Source organism: Microbacterium sp. NPDC077663 (genome assembly GCF_044542795.1).
In the GTDB taxonomy this organism is placed as follows: domain Bacteria; phylum Actinomycetota; class Actinomycetes; order Actinomycetales; family Microbacteriaceae; genus Microbacterium.
On sequence record NZ_JBITVE010000001.1, the window covers coordinates 804,469 to 820,419 of the forward strand.

Sequence of the window (15,951 nt, forward strand, 5' to 3'; positions counted from 1 at the left end):
CGACATGCTACAGACCGACCGGAAAGGTGTCCAATGGTGGCGGAACCGTGGATTCCGAGTAATGAGCGCGACGTCGTGGTGCTCGGTGCGTTGGAGGCCATTCGGGCCTTTTCGGACGCCTTGGACCGAATGTACGCCTCGATGCGGGGCGACATGGACATGAACACGACCGACCTGGCGGCGCTGCGCATGCTCATCATCCGGGAGCAGCATGGCGAGGTGGTGAAGCCGCACGATCTCGCGACGCATCTCGCGATCTCCACGGCATCGACGACCAAACTCCTCGACCGTCTGACGGCGGACGGATACCTCACGCGCAAGCCGCATCCGCATGACCGCCGCGCTCGGATCGTCGCCCTGACCGACGAGGCGCGCACGACCTTCCGTCGTCATTTCGGAGAGCGGCTCCAGCGGATGCGGGACGCCGCCGAACCGTACTCCGACGACGAGCTCCGCACGATCGTGCGCTTCCTCGCCGACATGGAACGGGCGATGCTGCCCGGCTGACGTGGCCCCAGAGCGCGGGAGAATCGAAGAAGGCGCCCCCTCCGGAGAGGGAACGCCTTCTTCTTTTTGTTGCGGGGACAGGATTTGAACCTGCGACCTCTGGGTTATGAGCCCAGCGAGCTACCGAGCTGCTCCACCCCGCGGCACAAGAGAAAACACTAGCACGGCTTCGAAGTGCACGCGAATCGGTCCGAGGATCGGCGGTGCGGTCGGCAGGATGGAGGCATGCTCCGCCGCGACACCGATGACACCGCCGATGCGCAACCCGACGGACGGGAGGAGACGCGCGACGAGCGCGCCGATCGCAACTGGAACGAGGTCCTGCAGGAGCTGCGCGTGCTGCAGACGGGCACGCAGATCCTGACGGGGTTCCTGCTGGCGCTGGCCTTCCAACCCGCGTTCGTCGACCTCGGTCCCTCCCAGCGACTCGGCTATCTGCTCCTGGTCGTGCTCTCGGCGCTCAGCGCCGTCGTCGCCTTGGCGCCCGTCTCGGTGCATCGGCTCCTGTTCGCCCAACGCGCCAAGCCGCAGATCGTGCGCTTCGGGCACGGGTGCATGATCGGCGCGCTCGCGCTGGTGTCGGCCCTGCTGGTCGGCGTCGTCGCCTTCGTGTTCGACGTCGTGGTCGGGGGTGCGGCATCCTGGATCGCAGGCGTCTCCCTGGGCGTCGTGATCCTGGCGCTCTGGCTGATCCTCCCGCTCGTCACGCGCCGCCGCTCGGAAAGGACCTCATGACCGTCAGTCCGGTCGGCCTCGCGGTCGCCCAGTTCGCCCCGTCGGCCGACGAGTCGGCCAATCTCGACGCCATCGGCGAGCTCGTCGCCCGCGCCCGAGACCGCGGCGCACGCGTCGTCCTGCTGCCCGAGTACTCCAGCTACTTCGTCGACCCCTTCGACGCATCCCTGGCTGCCCACGCACAGGATCTCGACGGCCCCTTCGTGTCGGCCCTCGCGCGCCTGGCTGCCCGTCACGAGGTCCACATCGTCGCGGGCCTGGTCGAGCGGGCCTCCAGCGGCGACCGCGTGCGGAACACGGTCGTCGCTGTGGACGCCGACGGTGTCGTCGCGCGCTACCGCAAGCTGCACCTCTACGACGCCTTCGGGCAGCGCGAGTCGGACTGGGTGGAGCCGGGGGAGATCGAGTCGCCCGAGACGTTCGAGGTGGACGGCATCCGATTCGCTCTCATGACCTGCTATGACCTGAGGTTCCCGGAGGTCGCCCGGACCCTCGCCGACACCGGCGCGCACGTCGTGCTCGTCGCGGCGGAGTGGGTGCGCGGGCCGTTGAAGGAGGATCACTGGCGCACGCTGTTGCAGGCGCGCGCGATCGAGAACACGCTCTACGTCGCCGGCGCCGACCACCCGCCGCCTCTCGGCGTCGGGCACTCCCTCGTGATCGACCCGTTGGGGGTACCGGTGGCCTCGATCGGCACCGCGACCGACGTCGCGGTGGCGTACATCGACTTCGGAGTCGTCGATCGGGTGCGGCGGGTGAACCCCGCGCTGAAACTGCGGCGCTACACGGTGGCGCCCCGCGACTGATTCCGGACGCTCCGGGCGACGATCAGCGAGCGGATGCCGTCAGGCGCCGCGCCGCTTCGGCGATGACCTCCGTGCGCTTACAGGCCGCGAAGCGCACGAGGCTCGTGTAGTCCGCGCGGTGGCCGTCCGACACGAAGGCCGTCAGGGGGATGGCGGCGACCCCGACGCGTTCGGGCAGGGCCCGGCAGAACGCCGCCGCGTCCTCGTCGGCACCGAGCAGCGGCCGCACGTCGGCCACGGTGAAGTACGACCCCGCCGGTGTCGACACGTCGAAGCCGGCCGCGATCAACCCCTCGCCGAGGAGGTCCCGCCGCGCGCGCTGCGTCGCGACGAGGTCGTCGAAGTAGGAGTCCGGCAGCCCGAGACCGACGGCGATGGCGGGCTGGAAGGGCGCGCCGTTCACGTACGTCAGGTACTGCTTGACCGCCAGGACGGCGTCGACCAGATCTGCGGGACCGCTGACCCAGCCCACCTTCCAGCCGGTCGTCCGGAATGTCTTGCCGCCCGAGGAGATCGTCAAGGTCCGCTCGGCAGCGCCGGGGAGGGTCGCGATCGGCGTGTGCGTGCCTTCGACGACGAGGTGCTCGTAGACCTCGTCCGTGACGATGAGCGCATCGTGGTGCGCGGCCAGACGCACGATCTCCTCGCGCACCTCGGCGGAGAACACCGTGCCCGTCGGGTTGTGCGGATCGTTGACGAGGATGACGCGGGTGCGGTCGCCCACCGCGGCACGGAGATCCGCGAGATCGGGTGCGAGGGCGGGCCATCGGAGCGGGACGGGGACGAGCCGCGCGCCCGCGAGGGCGATCGCCGCGGCGTACGAGTCGTAGTAGGGCTCGAAGACGACGACCTCGTCGTCCGGTCCGTCGAGGAGCGCGAGGAGTGTGGCGGTCAATGCCTCCGTCGCGCCCGCCGTGACGAGGACCTGCCGTTCGGGGTCGAGGGCGATCCCGTAGAAGCGGCGCTGGTGCTCCGCCACGGCATCCCGCAGCACCGGCATCCCTCGTCCCGGCGGGTACTGATTGACGCCGGAGCGGATCGCCTCGATCGCCGCGTCGAGGACCTCGGCGGGCCCGTCCTCGTCGGGGAAGCCCTGTCCGAGGTTGACGGCATCGTGACGGACGGCAGCGGCGGTGATCTCGGCGAAGATCGTCGGGGCGAGCGTTCCGTCGGGGGCGAGGAGGCCGGCGCCGCGGGCTGCGCGTTGCCAGGCACCGGGGATGTGCAGCACCGGCCCAGCGTATCGTCCGCCGGCGCCGACAGCCCGCGCGGACGACCCCGGGCGTCATCCACTCCCATAGGCTGATCGGAGGGTCGGCATAGCTGGTCCACAGACTCCGGGAGCACTCTGAAGTCGCCTCGAAGAAGGAGCAGTCCCATGAGCGATTCGAACACCCCCGACCCGAACACCTCCGGCGCCCCCGTGCCGCCGCGTCCGCCGCTGCCCGACTCGGGCGCGACCGGTCACCCCGCTCCGAGCACGCCCGGACAGGCGGAGTCGGGCACTCCCCAGCCGGGTAACGGGTGGTTCGCCCACGCCCCGCAGACGGCGCAGCACCCGCAGGCGGCGCAGCACCCGCAGACGGCCGGCCACCACGCCGCCGGCGCGAGCTTCTCCGCACAGCCGACCGACACGCACGCGTCCCGCACCACCGACGCCAAGGTCGGCTCCGGCAAGATCGTCGCGGTCCTCGTCGCCGCCGCCATCGTCGGTGCGGTCTCGGGGCTCGGCGGAGCAGCCATCGGCAACGACATGTTCGCCGCGAACGGCACCTCCGTGGTCTCGCAGGGATCGACGACCGTCACCGTCAACGACCCCGACACGGTCAACCAGACCACCGGGATCGCGGCCAAGACCCTCCCGAGCGTCGTCACGATCAGCGCGACATCCTCCAGCGGCGGGGGCACCGGTTCCGGCGTGGTGCTCAGCTCCGACGGCTACGTCGTCACGAACACCCACGTCGTCACGCTCGACGGCGCGAGCTCGGACGTCGCGCTGCGCGTGACCACCTCCGATGGCAAGGTTTACGACGCGACGGTCGTCGGGACCGACCCGATCTACGACCTCGCCGTGATCAAGCTGACGGACGCGACCGGACTGACGCCCATCACGTTCGCCGACTCGAGCAAGCTCAACGTGGGCGACACGACGGTCGCCGTCGGCGCCCCGCTCGGCCTCTCCAACACGGTGACCACGGGTATCGTCAGCGCGCTCAACCGCTCCATCCAGATCGCCTCCTCGGCCGTCCCCGACTCGGGCGAGCAGCAGCAGGACCAGGGGCAGAACGGCGAGTCCCCGTTCCAGTTCGACTTCGGTCAGGGACAGCAGGGCGGCTCGAGCTCGTCGGGCACGATCTCCATCGCGGTCATCCAGACCGATGCCGCCATCAACCCGGGCAATTCCGGCGGTGCCCTCGTCGACGACAAGGGCGACCTGATCGGCATCAACGTGGCGATCGCGACCGCCGGGGGCGGCTCCTCGTCCTCGAGCGAGGCGGGCTCGATCGGTGTGGGATTCTCGATCCCCGCGAACATCGTCAAGCGCGTCACCGACGAGATCATCGCCGACGGCTCGGCCACCCACGGCCTGCTGGGCGCCATGGTCGGAAACGCAGCCGACGCGCAGGACAGCGACATCGCCGGTGCCCTCATCAGTGACGTCACCTCGGGCGGCGCGGCGGCCCAGGCGGGTCTGAAGTCGGGCGACGTCGTGACGGAGTTCGACGGCGTGCCTGTGCGCGACGCCACCGATCTGACCGCCCAGGTGCGTGCCCTCGCGGCCGGTGCGAAGGCCAGCCTCGTCTACGTCCGTGACGGCAAGACACTGAGCGCCGATGTGACCCTCGGCGAACTCACCGAGTAGCGGCATCCGAGTGACGACCCCACCCCGCGCTAGGCTCGCGGGGTGGGGTCGTTCTCTTTCGCGTCGGGTAATGCCGCCCAGGTGATGAGGCTCCCGCTGCACCTTCTGGGCCTCGTGGCGACCCGCGTGATCCCGCGTTCGCGGGACCTGTGGGTGTTCGGGTCGGCGATCGGGGTCGGCGAGGGTGCCCTCGCGCTCTGGCAGGTCGCGTCCGCCGCGGGCGAGCGGGTCCTCTGGCTGACGGGGACCGACGAGGATGCCGTTGCCGCGCGACGGGCGGGCATGGCATCCGCGCCCAAGCGTGGGCTCCGCGGCTTCTGGCTCACCGCACGGGCACGCGTCGTGATCGTCACGCACGGTTCCGGCGACGTGAACCGCTACGCGACGTCCGGGTCCTACCTCGTGCAGCTGTGGCACGGCATCCCGCTGAAGCGACTCGGACTCGATTCGCCGGTGACCGCGCGCGCTCCGATCGCGCTCCCGGGGCTCGCCCGCTTCCTGCAGGCCGCCTACCGCAGCACGCAGCGCCGCATCCGTCTCCTGCCCGCGGCATCCCACCTCGTCCGCGGTCGGCTGGAATCGGCGTTCGGGCTCGGCCACGACCGCGTCCCCGTGACCGGAGAGCCGCGGGTCGACGTCCTGACGCGCGGACGGGATGCCGCAGAGGCACGATCCGCCGTCGACGAGCTCCTCGGCGCCACCGACGGCACACGGCTCGTGTTGTACGCGCCGACGTGGCGTGACGGGGAGGCGGATCCGGCCGTACCGTCCGCCGCGGAACGCGAGCTGATCGAGGCCGCGCTGGCGCGCGTCGACGCCGTGCTGGTGGTGCGGTCGCATCCCCTCGGCGCGGGGGAGTACCGTGCCGATCCCTCGCACGGCCGCATCCGTCTTCTCGGATCGGATCTGCTGGCCGACGTGACACCCGCTCTCGCCGCGTTCGATGTGCTCGTCACGGACTACTCGTCCCTCGTCTACGACACCGCCCTCATCCCGCTGCCCGTGGTCTACTTTGCCCCCGACGAGGAACGCTACGCCGAGACGCGGGGCTTCTACGGGAGCTACCGTGACGTGGCCGGCGACGATGTCGCGAAGGACTGGTCCGAGGTGATGAGGCAGGTCTCCGCCGTCCTGAGCGACGATGCGGAGCGGTCCCGGCGCGTGGCGCGAGCCGAGGCGCTGAGCGCCCGCGTGCACGCCTTCCGTGACGGTCGCAACGCGGAGAGGGTCTACGGCGCGATCCGGCGGGGGCTCGCGGCCCGCGGGGCGAGGAGGCATCCGTGATCACCGGGACGCTCCTCCCGCACGACGCCGTGGCCCTCGAAGGGGTCGGCCCCGTCCCCGCGGTCCTCCGCGCGGTCGGCCCCCGCGCGGTGTCGGAGGCGATTCCCACCGGGACGGATGCCGGGTGGCGCGCTGTCCTCCCGTTGCGTGTGTCGCGGTGGGGCGGCTCGGAGCTCCCTCTCCCGAGCGGTCATTATCGCCTGGAACTCGACGACCACGAGCTCGCCGCCCGCGACGTCGCTCCGCTGCGGCGGACTCTCACGGAGGGCCTCGCCGTCGAGGTCCGCGACGGGCGGCTGCTGGTGGGACCGCCGCGGACGGAGGCGGACGGGACGCCCTCGGGTCAGGCCGCACTCGAGCGCGCCTACGCCGGGCGCTCCGGCGACCTCGAGAACGCGGTCTTCTTCGAGAGCTTCTACGGACGCAACGCCAGCTGCAACCCGCGAGCGATCGACGCCGAGATCGCGCGTGTCGCCCCCACCGTGACGCGGTATTGGAGCGTCGTCGACCTCTCGGTGGAGGTGCCTCCCGGGGCTGTGCCCGTCGTCGAGGGCTCACCGGAGTGGTGGCGTGCCCGCGGAGCGGCGAGGCTGCTCGTGGTCAACGACTGGCTGCGTCGTCGCTTCGTCCGGCGCCCGGGCCAGCGTGTCCTGCAGACCTGGCACGGCACCCCGCTGAAGCGGCTCGCCCTCGATCGCCCGGGATTCGATCCCCGGCGGGGTCTCGCCGTCATCCGCGAGAGCCGGCGGTGGGACGTACTGCTCGCGCAGAATCCGTATGCGGCGCGCATCCTGACCTCGGCCTACGCCTTCGGGCGACGACCCGTGTGGGTGGAGGGATACCCCCGCAACGACATCCTCGTCTCGGGGGACCGGGACGCGGTCCGTCGCCGACTGGGTGTCGCCGGACAGGAGCGGGTCGTCCTCTACGCACCGACCTGGCGGGACGACCGCGAGCAGATGGTCGACTTCCTCGACCTGGAGGAGTTGGCCAAGGATGCCGGGGCCATCGTCCTCGTGCGCGGACACTCGCGAACGCTCCTGCCGGGTGCCGATGCGAGCGGCGCCCGTGTGATCGACGTCACGGGGTACCCCGACATCTCGGAGCTCCTGCTCGCAGCGGACGCGCTCATCACGGACTATTCGTCCGTCATGTTTGACTTCACCGCCACGGGCAAGCCGGTCTACTTCTTCGTCCCCGACCTCGAGCACTACCGTGGCCGACTGCGAGGGTTCTACTTCGATCTGTCCGAACGCGCCCCCGGTCCTCTCACCTCGACCCAGGAGGAGCTCACGGCGGCACTCATCGACCCCTCGGCGTCGGAGAGGTTCGCATCTCGGTACGCGTCGTGGGCGGCCAGGTTCAACGCTCGCGACGACGGTCGCGCCGCCGAACGGGTCGTCGCCCGCCTGCTCGATCAGGGCATGATCGCGCGAGGCTGACCCTCCGACGATCAGGGGAGCGGCGTGTTCCGATCGAGACGAGACGTGTCGATTGTGTCCTTCGCCCCCCGCACCACGCCCACGAGGAACCCGGCCCCCCAGGCCAGGTGCATCGTCGGCAGGACGAGCACGAGCCAGCAACGCTCCCGGAGCGCTCGTCCCGCCACGACACTGAACGCGATGATGCCGAGGACGTAGAGCGCGACGGGGAGGTGGATCACCGACAGGACCGCGGAAAACGCTCCGCCCACGACGCCGGCACCCTGCAGTGCGCCGAGCACGATGCTCGCGATGACGGCGACGACCAGCGCCGGCGGCGCGAAGAACCGCAGCGAGTTCGAGCGCCCGAACCGACGCACCAGCTCGCCGCGCCATGTCCCGGTCGCCAGGAACTGCCGTGCCAGCCGCACCCAGCTCTCCCGCGGCCAGTACGTCACGGCGAGGTCGGGGTCGAACCACACGCGATACCCGGCTCGGCGGATGCGGAGGTTCAGTTCCCAGTCCTCACCCCGGCGGATCGTCTCGTCGAACAGTCCGACCTCCTGGAGCACCTCGCGGCGCATCACGCCGAGGTAGGCCGACTCCGCAGGACCCTCCGGCGCTCCGACGTGGTACGCGCCGCCGCCGAGGCCGATCGGGGAGTTGTACGCGATCGCCACGGCCCTCTGGAACGGTGTGCGCCCGTCCGCGCGCATGACGCCGCCGACGTTCGCGGCTCGAGACCTCTCCAGCGTGGCGAGCGCGCGTCGGGTGTATCCCGGTGCGAGTTCGGAGTGTGCGTCCACCCGCACGATCGTGGGGTGCCGCGCAGCGCGGATGGCAAGGTTCAGGGCGACCGGGATGTCGGCCCGCGGGTTGTCGACGAGCCGGATGCGGTCATCCCGTTCGGCGAGCCGCCGGGCGAGCTCCGTCGTCCCGTCGGTCGACGGCCCCAGTGCGAGGATCAGCTCCGCGGGCCCGTCCACGTCCTGCAGCAGGACGGTCTGGACGGCGCGCTCGAGATAGTCGCGCTCGTTGAGGACGGGCATCACGAACGTGACGCCCGACCCGGGCGCCGGGACCGGCGCGTCGAGCGTCACGGAAGACCCGGGGATCGCGTGGCCGAGCCGTTCGAGGCGGAGGTGCGGGGGATGAGGCTGTCGAACTGGGCGAGCACTTCGGAGGTGTACGCCGCCACGTCGAGGGATGCCGGTGGCACCCGCCCCGCGAGGAAGTCCGCCATGCCGGCGGCCAGGGCGGAATCGTCCCGGTCGACGATGTGCATGTCGTCACCCGGGAGGGCGCCGCGGGCGGAGCCGAACGCGGTCGAGACGATCGGCAGACCCAGCTGCGCGGCCTCGATGAGGACCATGGGCTGCCCCTCGTAGTCGCTCGAGAGGACGAAGCAGTCGCAGCGTCGCATGATGGATGCAGGGTCGCGCAGGGGTCCCGTGAGGATGACACGGCCGGTCAGGCCCGCGTCGCGGACCTGCTGCTCCAGGTCGGCGCGCAGAGGCCCACCGCCGACGATGAGCAGCTGGAGCTCGGGTTCGGTCGCCGACAGCATCCCGAAGGCGCGGATCAGGCGGGCATGGTTCTTCTCGGTGGAGAGTCGTCCGACGGTTACGAACCGGCGGACACCCGGCACCGCGAGGGCGGCGTCGAGCGTCTCGCCGAGCGCAGCATCCTCCTCCGGAGCTTCGCCCTCCTCGTCTCGTTCGTCGAGTTCGGCGGTCGACACGAGGTCGGGGAGGTTGCGCAGAGTCACGAACCGGTCGCCCGGCGCGTACTCCGCGAGCTCGGCGCGGTTGAGGTCGGTGAGAGCGGGGGAGACGGAGACGAGCTGATCGTAGGCGCGATACATGGCGAACACGCGACCGAGCGATCTGCGGAAGGGCTGCCGGCCGTTCACGGTCCGGTCGCGATCGGCGACCATCTCGTTGTGCAACCAGATGGCCCGCACCGCGCGCGGGGAGTGCAGCATCAGATGCGCCCAGAAGGGGCTGTACCCGCTGAAGTCGGCCACCCAGTCGAATTTGGCCGATCCGAAGATGCGCGTCCACTCGTCCCGCCAGAGCGTTCGGTGTCCGAGCCTCCGGTGGGCACGCAGCGGGTCGGTGCTGACATCGGCGACACGACGCATGAGCTGTCGCGCCTTCAGGCCGTTCATCCCGCCGAGCCGGAAGACCTGCCGGATGCTCGGATCGAGTCGCGACTGATTGTGTTTCGTCGTCGCCCCACGCGGGAACGCCATCAGCGCCGTCACGTCGTACCGCTCGGGGTCGAGCGAGTTGAGGAGGTTCACGGCTGCGGTCGTGATCCCGTTCAGGCGCATGCCGCCGAGGTAGAAGAGCAAGCGCGGGCGTTCGTCGCGTCGCACAGGGCGGACGCGGCGGTCGGCCGTCTGTCCGCGGAAGACGATGTCGATGACCCGGGAGGTGGCTGCGCCGTCCTCGTAGGGCACGAATCGGCGCGCCCACTCCGCATAGCGCGGGTGCGCATCGGCGCCCGGTGCCAGGAGGCTCGCGAGCTCGCGTCCGAGCCCCTCGGCGACGGTGTGCACGGGGCCGGGAAGCTCGTCGAGCGGCATGTAGGTGCCCCGCTCGGCGCCGTACTCATCGCCGTCGGGGACGAGGAACCCGATCGGCCGACCCGTCGCGAGGTAGTCGAAGAAGATCGACGAGTAGTCGGTGACGAGTGCGTCGGCGAGGCCCAGGAGCACGTTCGTCGGGGTCGTGTTCGGCACCAGCAGCCGCCGGAGGGCGGGGATGCGGCTCGCCGCGCGGTGCACCACCTGATGCGTCTTCAGAAGCACGATCGCCTCGTCGCCGAGTTCGCGCTGCAGGCCGGCTGCCTGGTCTGCCAGATGGGCGAGGTCGGCGTCCGGTGCCTGGAAGGAGCTGCCGCGCCACGTGGGAGCGAAGAGCACGATGCGCTTGCCCGTCAGGTCCACGCCGAGAGCCGTTCCGAGGTCGGCGGTGCGCCGGAGGCGATCGGCATCGCTCATCCGCTGCCGATCGATCCGGGGGTACCCCTCCTCGATGATCGCGCCCCGGTACACGTTGCGCAGCTGGTAGGCGTCCTCGTACATCGTCTCGGCCATGAACGGATTGGCAGCGAGGAGGTAGTCGGCGTTCAGCAGATTGCGGAGGGTGTTGGCCGACTCCCTCGCACCACCGGGCATGTCGAAACCCATGAGCTTCAGCGGCGTGCCGTGCCAGGTGTTCAGGTACACCTGCCCGACCCGCTTGCTGAACGCCGGCGGGAAGGTCGCATTGTTGACGAGGTAACCCGCTGTCGACACCGCGCGCCAGTAGGCGCCGCTGCCGCGGGTCACGATGACGACGCGTCGGTCCGCCGCGAACTCCGCGCGCATCGCGGCGGCGGCATTCGCGTCAGTGATCGCCCAGACGTGAGTGAGGTCGGCGAAGTCGGGGTCGGCGAGGAGGGATCGGAAGATCGCCTCGGGGTTGCAGAGGGCACCGTTGCCGGCGAAGGACTCGTACAGGACGGTGCGGTGCTGGATGGGTCGCGAGCGCGCCCAGGCGATCAGCTCAGAGGTCGGGACCCGCTTGGCGCGGGTGAGCAGGGATCGGATGGCGCGGGTGACGGCGGGCGGAAGGGGCGAACGCATGAGGGGTGCTGTGCTCTCGTCGACGGCAGATCAGGGCGCGACTTCTCCGGCCCGGCGACGCGCTCGCGCCGCAACTGCTCGGTGAACGCGTCGCGCCGCCTTGTGCATTCTAGCTTCGACCGCCTCGTAGAACCCCCAGGCCACGAGCAGGCTGAGCGGAACACCGAGCGCGCCGACCAGTGCCCAGGCCTCCGAGCCGAGGGCGAAGGCCAGTGTCGCCAGCACAGGCACGTGCACGAGGTACAGGCTGAAGGAGATCCTGCCGAGCCACTGGATCGGGCGTGTCTCGAACAGTCGGATCGCCGGCCGCCATGCGAGGGCGACGAGGACGATGCCGGCGGCGCCCGGGGCGGCGAAGGCCCAGAGGAGGTGGTTGAGGTCGGTGCCGCTGGGGAAGATCGGACGGGCGAGCCAGCTGCCGATCAGCATGAACACGCTCACCAGGGTGAACAGCGGCATGAACCAGCGCGGGCGCGGGCGCTCCACCCAAGCGAGCAGGTCGGGCATGCGCGCAGCCATGATCGTGCCGATCACGAAGACCGGGAAATACAGCAGCTCGCTCTGCTCGAACAGGCGTCCCGCCACGCTCAAGGCGCAACAGACGATGACCGCAGTGAGCGCGTGACGACGCACGAGCAGCGCCAGTGCCGTCGCGAGCGGCAGGACGATGGAGTACAGCAACTCCCAGTGGAGCGACCACAGCGGGTTGTTGAGGGGGTATTGGCGCGGCACGAGGGACGCCTGCGCGAAGAACGACCCCACCGACACGCTGTCGGCATGCGTCTCCGCCATCCAGGAGCCCTCCGGCATGGTGGAGCGGTCGCGCGGCACCAGCAGGATGAGGATCGCACTGAGCGCAAGCGAGGCGATCACGGGACCGTACAGGCGGACGACCCGCGCCGACAGGAAACCCATCCACGAGAAGTTCTCGCGGAACACCGGCAGGACGACCACGAGACCGGACAGGACGAAGAAGACGAGGACCGCCTCATTGCCCGCCGTGAGGAGCTTGACGGGGGACTGGGAGATGACGGCCCAACTGACCGTCCCCTCGAGGAGCGGCTCGGCGATCAGCAGCCAGTGATGCAGGAGGACGACGAGCGCAGCGACCCCGCGAAGCCCGTCCAGGCTCTGGATCCGGCCGGACGGCTGCTGCGAGGGAGTCGTGACCACTCCACAACGCTAGTCAGTGTTCGCGGGGCATCCACACCACTTGCGCGCCCCGGGCAGGGTGTGCAGACCCCGTCCGGCTCAGACGCCGACGCCGACCGCGGCCAGGATCGCGGTCACCGACGAGACAACCGCGAGAAGGAGTGCGACGCCGATGAGGACCGCGTGCACGATCAGGAATCGCGTCGGGCGGCCCTGTGGATCGCGGGCCCGGGCGTCGCGCGCAACGCGACGGAAGAAGGTCGGCCAGACCAGGAGGTTGAAGAGGGCGTTGAGGATCAGGAGCGTGATGAGGAGCACGAGCACGCGGCCACGCTACCCGTCGAGCTCGCGTCGGGCGCCCCGCAGCTTGCGCCGCGGCCGCGACGATCCGTGCGTTTCGACCGTCCCCAACTCCGCGGGGAAGTCCACGGGCGCCGGTCCGAAAGCACGCCGCGCACCGACGATCACACGCCGACCCAGCAGGTGATTGCCGCCGCCGCCGATGACCGCTCCGATGCCGAAGGGGAGCGCACGGCCCAGAATCGATGCGCCGCCCTGGGCAGCGAATCGGCGCAGGAAAGCTCCCTTCAGGCGGTCGATGAGCGGTCCGACCGCCGCGCGAGGCAAGGAGGTGGTGATCATCTGGCCCCAGTAGGCGTCGCGGGTCGGCCCCGTGCCGCTCACCTGCCGCGCGAACTGACTCACCAGGTCGACGCCCTCGCGCCCCACCATCAACGTGAGGACGAGTGCGCGCGCACGGTCGGGGTCGTTGACGCGGATGCCGTGTACTTCGGCCAGCGACTGGGCGAAGAGGGCCGTCGCCTCGAGGAAGCCGACCGTCTCAGCTCCGCTGAGCGCGAGGGTCACACCCGTGCCGATACCCGGAACGACGGCGGTAGCCCCGACGGCTGCCCCACCGGTGGTCACGGCTGCGAGGTAGCGACGCTCGAGGACACGGCTGATTTCCGCTGGGGTCGCCTCCGGGTGCCGTGCTCGAATCGTCCGCAGATGCGCGAGGACCGCCGGCCGCTGGACGGTGAGTACTCGATCCAGCATCCGGATGAGCCACGGGTGCTCGGCAGAGCCCTCTGGGGGAAGGCCTCCCGCCCAGGGCGCGTCGGCGGGCAGCGAATGGATGCGAGGCACATCGCCCATGGTGGATCTCGCGACGCGGCCCGCGTCGCCCGCTGTCTCAGACGTAGAGGTTCGCCCGGTCGAGGTCCTCTGCGAAGTCGACTTCGACCGCGTAGAGGTCGGAGATGTCGAGCGGCTGCAGCTTCAGACCGTTCTCTGCGATCGCGAGCTCGAGGCCTCGCTCGAAATAGTCCTGGTTGTCGACCTGCGTCAGCTGGGCGATGAGCGCCGGCTTGTCGGCGCGGGAGATGTAGTTGATCCCCACCGCTTCGCCGAGGCCGCCGACCACCGTCTTTGAGAGCTCGGCGATGTCGCCGTTCGCGTCGACGGTGTACTTGACCTCCTCGTCGCTGACCTTCGAGGTGTTGACGGTGACGAACGACTGCTCCGCTTCGATGAGCGCGAGAGCGCGCCCGAGGACGCGAGGGTCGAAGACGACGTCACCGTTCATCCAGAGGACGCCCGACTTCCCGGTGGCCTTAAGGGCGCGGAGGAGGCTCTTCGACGTGTTGGTCTGGTCGTAGCGGTCGTTGTACACGTAGTCGACGTCGGGGAAGGCCTCGACGATGGTCTCAGCGCGGTAGCCGACGACCGTGGTGATGCGAGCCTTCGGCCCGAATGCCGCGTGGATGTTGTCATGCTGCTGACCCATGATGCTGCGACCGTCGCTCAGCGCGGTCAGCGGCTTGGGCAGGCTGCGGCCGAGCCGCGAGCCCATACCGGCTGCGAGGATGACGATCTTGGTCACGTGGTGCTCCTGACGATGTGGTCACTGTCCGTACATCGGAAAGACACATCTTCGTGCCGTCTGAGATGTTATCGGTGTCACCTGAAAAGGGCCCGTATCCTGGCCCGACGTTGTGCATTCGTGATAGTGCGGCGCCGGGCGACGGATGCCGGAAGTCCGGGATCGTGGCTTGCTAGGTTTGAGGAGTGACGCCTCCCAAGACACGACCGCCCCGCAAGAAGGCTCCCGTGTCCGGCGCCGCGGCCGCGGTCCCGCCGCCGCCCCCTCTTCCCACCGACGCGGAGACGTCGTCGCTTCCGCCCAAGCCCGAGATCCCCGCCGCCGTCGCGGCCGCGCGCATCGAGGAGGGCCTCCCCGTCACAGGACCCGCGGGGGCCGATGCGGTGAACGCCGAGGCGCCCGAGGTCCTGCCCGCGGACGATGCCGCCGGCGAGTCGGACCTCGGTGAAGCCGATGCTGCCGCGGACCTCGAGCCGGACACGGACGGCGTGCAGCCTGACCCGGAGCCTGACCCGGAGCCGGAGCCGGAGCCGGAGCCGGAGCCGGAGCCTGAGCCGGAGCCGGAGCCGGAGCCGGAGCCGGAGCCTGAGCCTGAGCCTGAGCCTGAGCCTGAGCCGGAGCCGGAGCCGGAGCCGGAGCCGGAGCCTGAGCCTGAGCCTGAGCCTGAGCCTGAGCCTGAGCCTGAGCCTGAGCCTGAGCCTGAGCCTGAGCCTGAGCCTGAGCCTGAGCCTGAGCCGGAGCCGGAGCCGGAGCCCGAGCCCGAGCCCGCCACGATCGTCGAGCGCGACGAGGATGCGGACGTTGCGACGGACGCCGCTGAGGAACCGGCGACGGCCGTCCTTGCGATCGATGAGATCGAGGCATCCGACGGCGCGCCGGCGCCGGCGCTTCTCCTCTCGAAAGTGTCGAAGTCGTTCGGCCGGACGAGAGCGGTCGACGCGGTGGATCTCGAGATCCCGGCGGGCACGTTCTACGGACTCGTGGGCCCCAACGGCGCCGGAAAGACGACGACTCTGTCGATGATCGCGGGTCTGTTGCGGCCCGACGCCGGGACGATCGTCGTCGGCGGCGTGGACCTGCAGCGCGACCCCCGAGCGGCGAAGTCGCTCATGGGCGTCCTGCCCGATCGCCTCCGCACATTCGACCGCCTGACGGGCCGGCAGCTGCTCCACTACTACGGCGTCCTGCGCGGTCTGCGTCCTGCCGTGGTCGCCGAACGCACCGAGGATCTCGCGCGCGCCTTCGATCTCACCGCGGCACTCGTCCGACCGGTCTCCGACTACTCCGCGGGAATGACGAAGAAGATCATGCTCGCCGGGGCGATGATCCACGCTCCTCGGCTCCTCGTGCTGGACGAGCCGTTCGAGGCCGTCGATCCGGTCTCCAGCGAGGTCATCCTCGACATCCTGACGGCGTACGTCTCGCGAGGCGGCACCGTCGTCCTGTCGAGCCACGGGATGGAACTGGTCGAGCGCGTCTGCGACGGCGTCGCCGTCATCGTGGCCGGTCAGGTGCTCGCTCAGGGTTCGGTGGACGAGGTGCGTGGCGACCACACCCTCGCGGAGCGGTTCGTCCAACTGTCCGGCGGCCTCAGCGACGTGGAGGGGTTGGAGTGGTTGCACACGTACTCCGACTGAGACTCGCGCTCCTTGCGGGCTCACTGAACG

The 15,951-nt window shown here is 70.2% G+C and carries 14 protein-coding genes and 1 tRNA gene; 7 read left to right on the top strand and 8 right to left on the bottom strand.

Features of this window, described 5'->3' with window-relative positions; all coding sequences use genetic code 11:
• Positions 1-153: 153 nt before the first annotated feature.
• Positions 154-507 (top strand): MarR family winged helix-turn-helix transcriptional regulator, encoded by a 354-nt coding sequence (locus tag ACIGEP_RS03850; protein ID WP_396660302.1) that lies wholly within the window; start codon positions 154-156, stop codon positions 505-507.
• Between the two features lie 69 nt (positions 508-576).
• On the opposite strand, the gene ACIGEP_RS03855 is transcribed toward ACIGEP_RS03850, so the two are convergent.
• Positions 577-650 (bottom strand) — tRNA-Met (locus ACIGEP_RS03855).
• Positions 651-732: 82 nt separating this feature from the next.
• Between ACIGEP_RS03855 and ACIGEP_RS03860 the strand changes: the two genes are divergently transcribed.
• A complete protein-coding gene (locus ACIGEP_RS03860; RefSeq protein ID WP_396660303.1) occupies positions 733-1,242 on the top strand; it encodes a DUF6328 family protein in 510 nt (169 codons plus the stop codon).
• On the top strand, positions 1,239-2,048 hold the full coding sequence (locus tag ACIGEP_RS03865) for a carbon-nitrogen hydrolase family protein (protein ID WP_396660304.1): 810 nt from the start codon (positions 1,239-1,241) through the stop codon (positions 2,046-2,048). The genes ACIGEP_RS03860 and ACIGEP_RS03865 overlap by 4 nt, the downstream gene beginning before the upstream one ends.
• A gap of 22 nt (positions 2,049-2,070) precedes the next feature.
• Here the strand turns inward: ACIGEP_RS03865 and ACIGEP_RS03870 are convergent, their stop codons facing one another.
• Positions 2,071-3,279: an aminotransferase class I/II-fold pyridoxal phosphate-dependent enzyme gene (locus tag ACIGEP_RS03870; protein WP_396660305.1), complete on the bottom strand. Its 1,209-nt coding sequence runs from the start codon at positions 3,277-3,279 to the stop codon at positions 2,071-2,073.
• A gap of 147 nt (positions 3,280-3,426) precedes the next feature.
• Between ACIGEP_RS03870 and ACIGEP_RS03875 the strand changes: the two genes are divergently transcribed.
• Genes ACIGEP_RS03875 through ACIGEP_RS03885 form a run of 3 tightly spaced genes read left to right on the top strand, consistent with a single transcriptional unit; the run spans position 3,427 to position 7,637 of the window.
• The gene (locus tag ACIGEP_RS03875) at positions 3,427-4,911 is read left to right on the top strand and encodes a S1C family serine protease (protein WP_396660306.1); all 1,485 of its coding nucleotides are present in this window, start codon (positions 3,427-3,429) and stop codon (positions 4,909-4,911) included.
• Between the two features lie 42 nt (positions 4,912-4,953).
• Positions 4,954-6,195 (top strand): CDP-glycerol glycerophosphotransferase family protein, encoded by a 1,242-nt coding sequence (locus tag ACIGEP_RS03880; protein WP_396660307.1) that lies wholly within the window; start codon positions 4,954-4,956, stop codon positions 6,193-6,195.
• Positions 6,195-7,637: a CDP-glycerol glycerophosphotransferase family protein gene (locus tag ACIGEP_RS03885; RefSeq protein WP_396661012.1), complete on the top strand. Its 1,443-nt coding sequence runs from the start codon at positions 6,195-6,197 to the stop codon at positions 7,635-7,637. Before ACIGEP_RS03880 ends, ACIGEP_RS03885 begins: the two co-directional genes overlap by 1 nt.
• An 11-nt stretch (positions 7,638-7,648) precedes the next feature.
• Here ACIGEP_RS03885 and ACIGEP_RS03890 read toward each other — a convergent pair whose 3' ends face one another.
• From ACIGEP_RS03890 to ACIGEP_RS03915, 6 genes are all read right to left on the bottom strand, one after another.
• Positions 7,649-8,716 (bottom strand): glycosyltransferase family 2 protein, encoded by a 1,068-nt coding sequence (locus tag ACIGEP_RS03890; protein ID WP_396660308.1) that lies wholly within the window; start codon positions 8,714-8,716, stop codon positions 7,649-7,651.
• The gene (locus ACIGEP_RS03895; RefSeq protein ID WP_396660309.1) at positions 8,713-11,250 is read right to left on the bottom strand and encodes a CDP-glycerol glycerophosphotransferase family protein; all 2,538 of its coding nucleotides are present in this window, start codon (positions 11,248-11,250) and stop codon (positions 8,713-8,715) included. The genes ACIGEP_RS03890 and ACIGEP_RS03895 overlap by 4 nt, the downstream gene beginning before the upstream one ends.
• Before the next feature lie 30 nt (positions 11,251-11,280).
• The gene (locus tag ACIGEP_RS03900) at positions 11,281-12,423 is read right to left on the bottom strand and encodes an acyltransferase family protein (RefSeq protein ID WP_396660310.1); all 1,143 of its coding nucleotides are present in this window, start codon (positions 12,421-12,423) and stop codon (positions 11,281-11,283) included.
• 78 nt (positions 12,424-12,501) lie between these two features.
• Positions 12,502-12,726, bottom strand: coding sequence for an SCO4848 family membrane protein (locus ACIGEP_RS03905; protein WP_396660311.1), 225 nt, complete (start codon positions 12,724-12,726; stop codon positions 12,502-12,504).
• A 9-nt stretch (positions 12,727-12,735) separates the two neighbouring features.
• Positions 12,736-13,557: a hypothetical protein gene (locus ACIGEP_RS03910; protein ID WP_396660312.1), complete on the bottom strand. Its 822-nt coding sequence runs from the start codon at positions 13,555-13,557 to the stop codon at positions 12,736-12,738.
• A gap of 37 nt (positions 13,558-13,594) precedes the next feature.
• On the bottom strand, positions 13,595-14,284 hold the full coding sequence (locus tag ACIGEP_RS03915; protein WP_396660313.1) for an NTP transferase domain-containing protein: 690 nt from the start codon (positions 14,282-14,284) through the stop codon (positions 13,595-13,597).
• 185 nt (positions 14,285-14,469) lie between these two features.
• On the opposite strand from ACIGEP_RS03915, the gene ACIGEP_RS03920 reads away from it, so the two are divergent.
• Positions 14,470-15,921 carry an ABC transporter ATP-binding protein gene (locus ACIGEP_RS03920; protein ID WP_396660314.1) on the top strand — a complete coding sequence of 484 codons (1,452 nt, stop codon included), beginning with the start codon at positions 14,470-14,472 and terminating at the stop codon, positions 15,919-15,921.
• Positions 15,922-15,951: the final 30 nt, after the last annotated feature.

Bases quoted from the DNA above. Each gene is read 5' to 3' on its own strand.
- ACIGEP_RS03860 (WP_396660303.1), top strand. From the start codon at position 733: ATGCTCCGCCGCGACACCGATGACACCGCCGATGCGCAACCCGACGGA.
- ACIGEP_RS03895 (WP_396660309.1), bottom strand. From the start codon at position 11,250: ATGCGTTCGCCCCTTCCGCCCGCCGTCACCCGCGCCATCCGATCCCTG.
- ACIGEP_RS03910 (WP_396660312.1), bottom strand. From the start codon at position 13,557: ATGGGCGATGTGCCTCGCATCCATTCGCTGCCCGCCGACGCGCCCTGG.
- ACIGEP_RS03875 (WP_396660306.1), top strand. From the start codon at position 3,427: ATGAGCGATTCGAACACCCCCGACCCGAACACCTCCGGCGCCCCCGTG.
- ACIGEP_RS03865 (WP_396660304.1), top strand. From the start codon at position 1,239: ATGACCGTCAGTCCGGTCGGCCTCGCGGTCGCCCAGTTCGCCCCGTCG.
- ACIGEP_RS03850 (WP_396660302.1), top strand. From the start codon at position 154: ATGGACATGAACACGACCGACCTGGCGGCGCTGCGCATGCTCATCATC.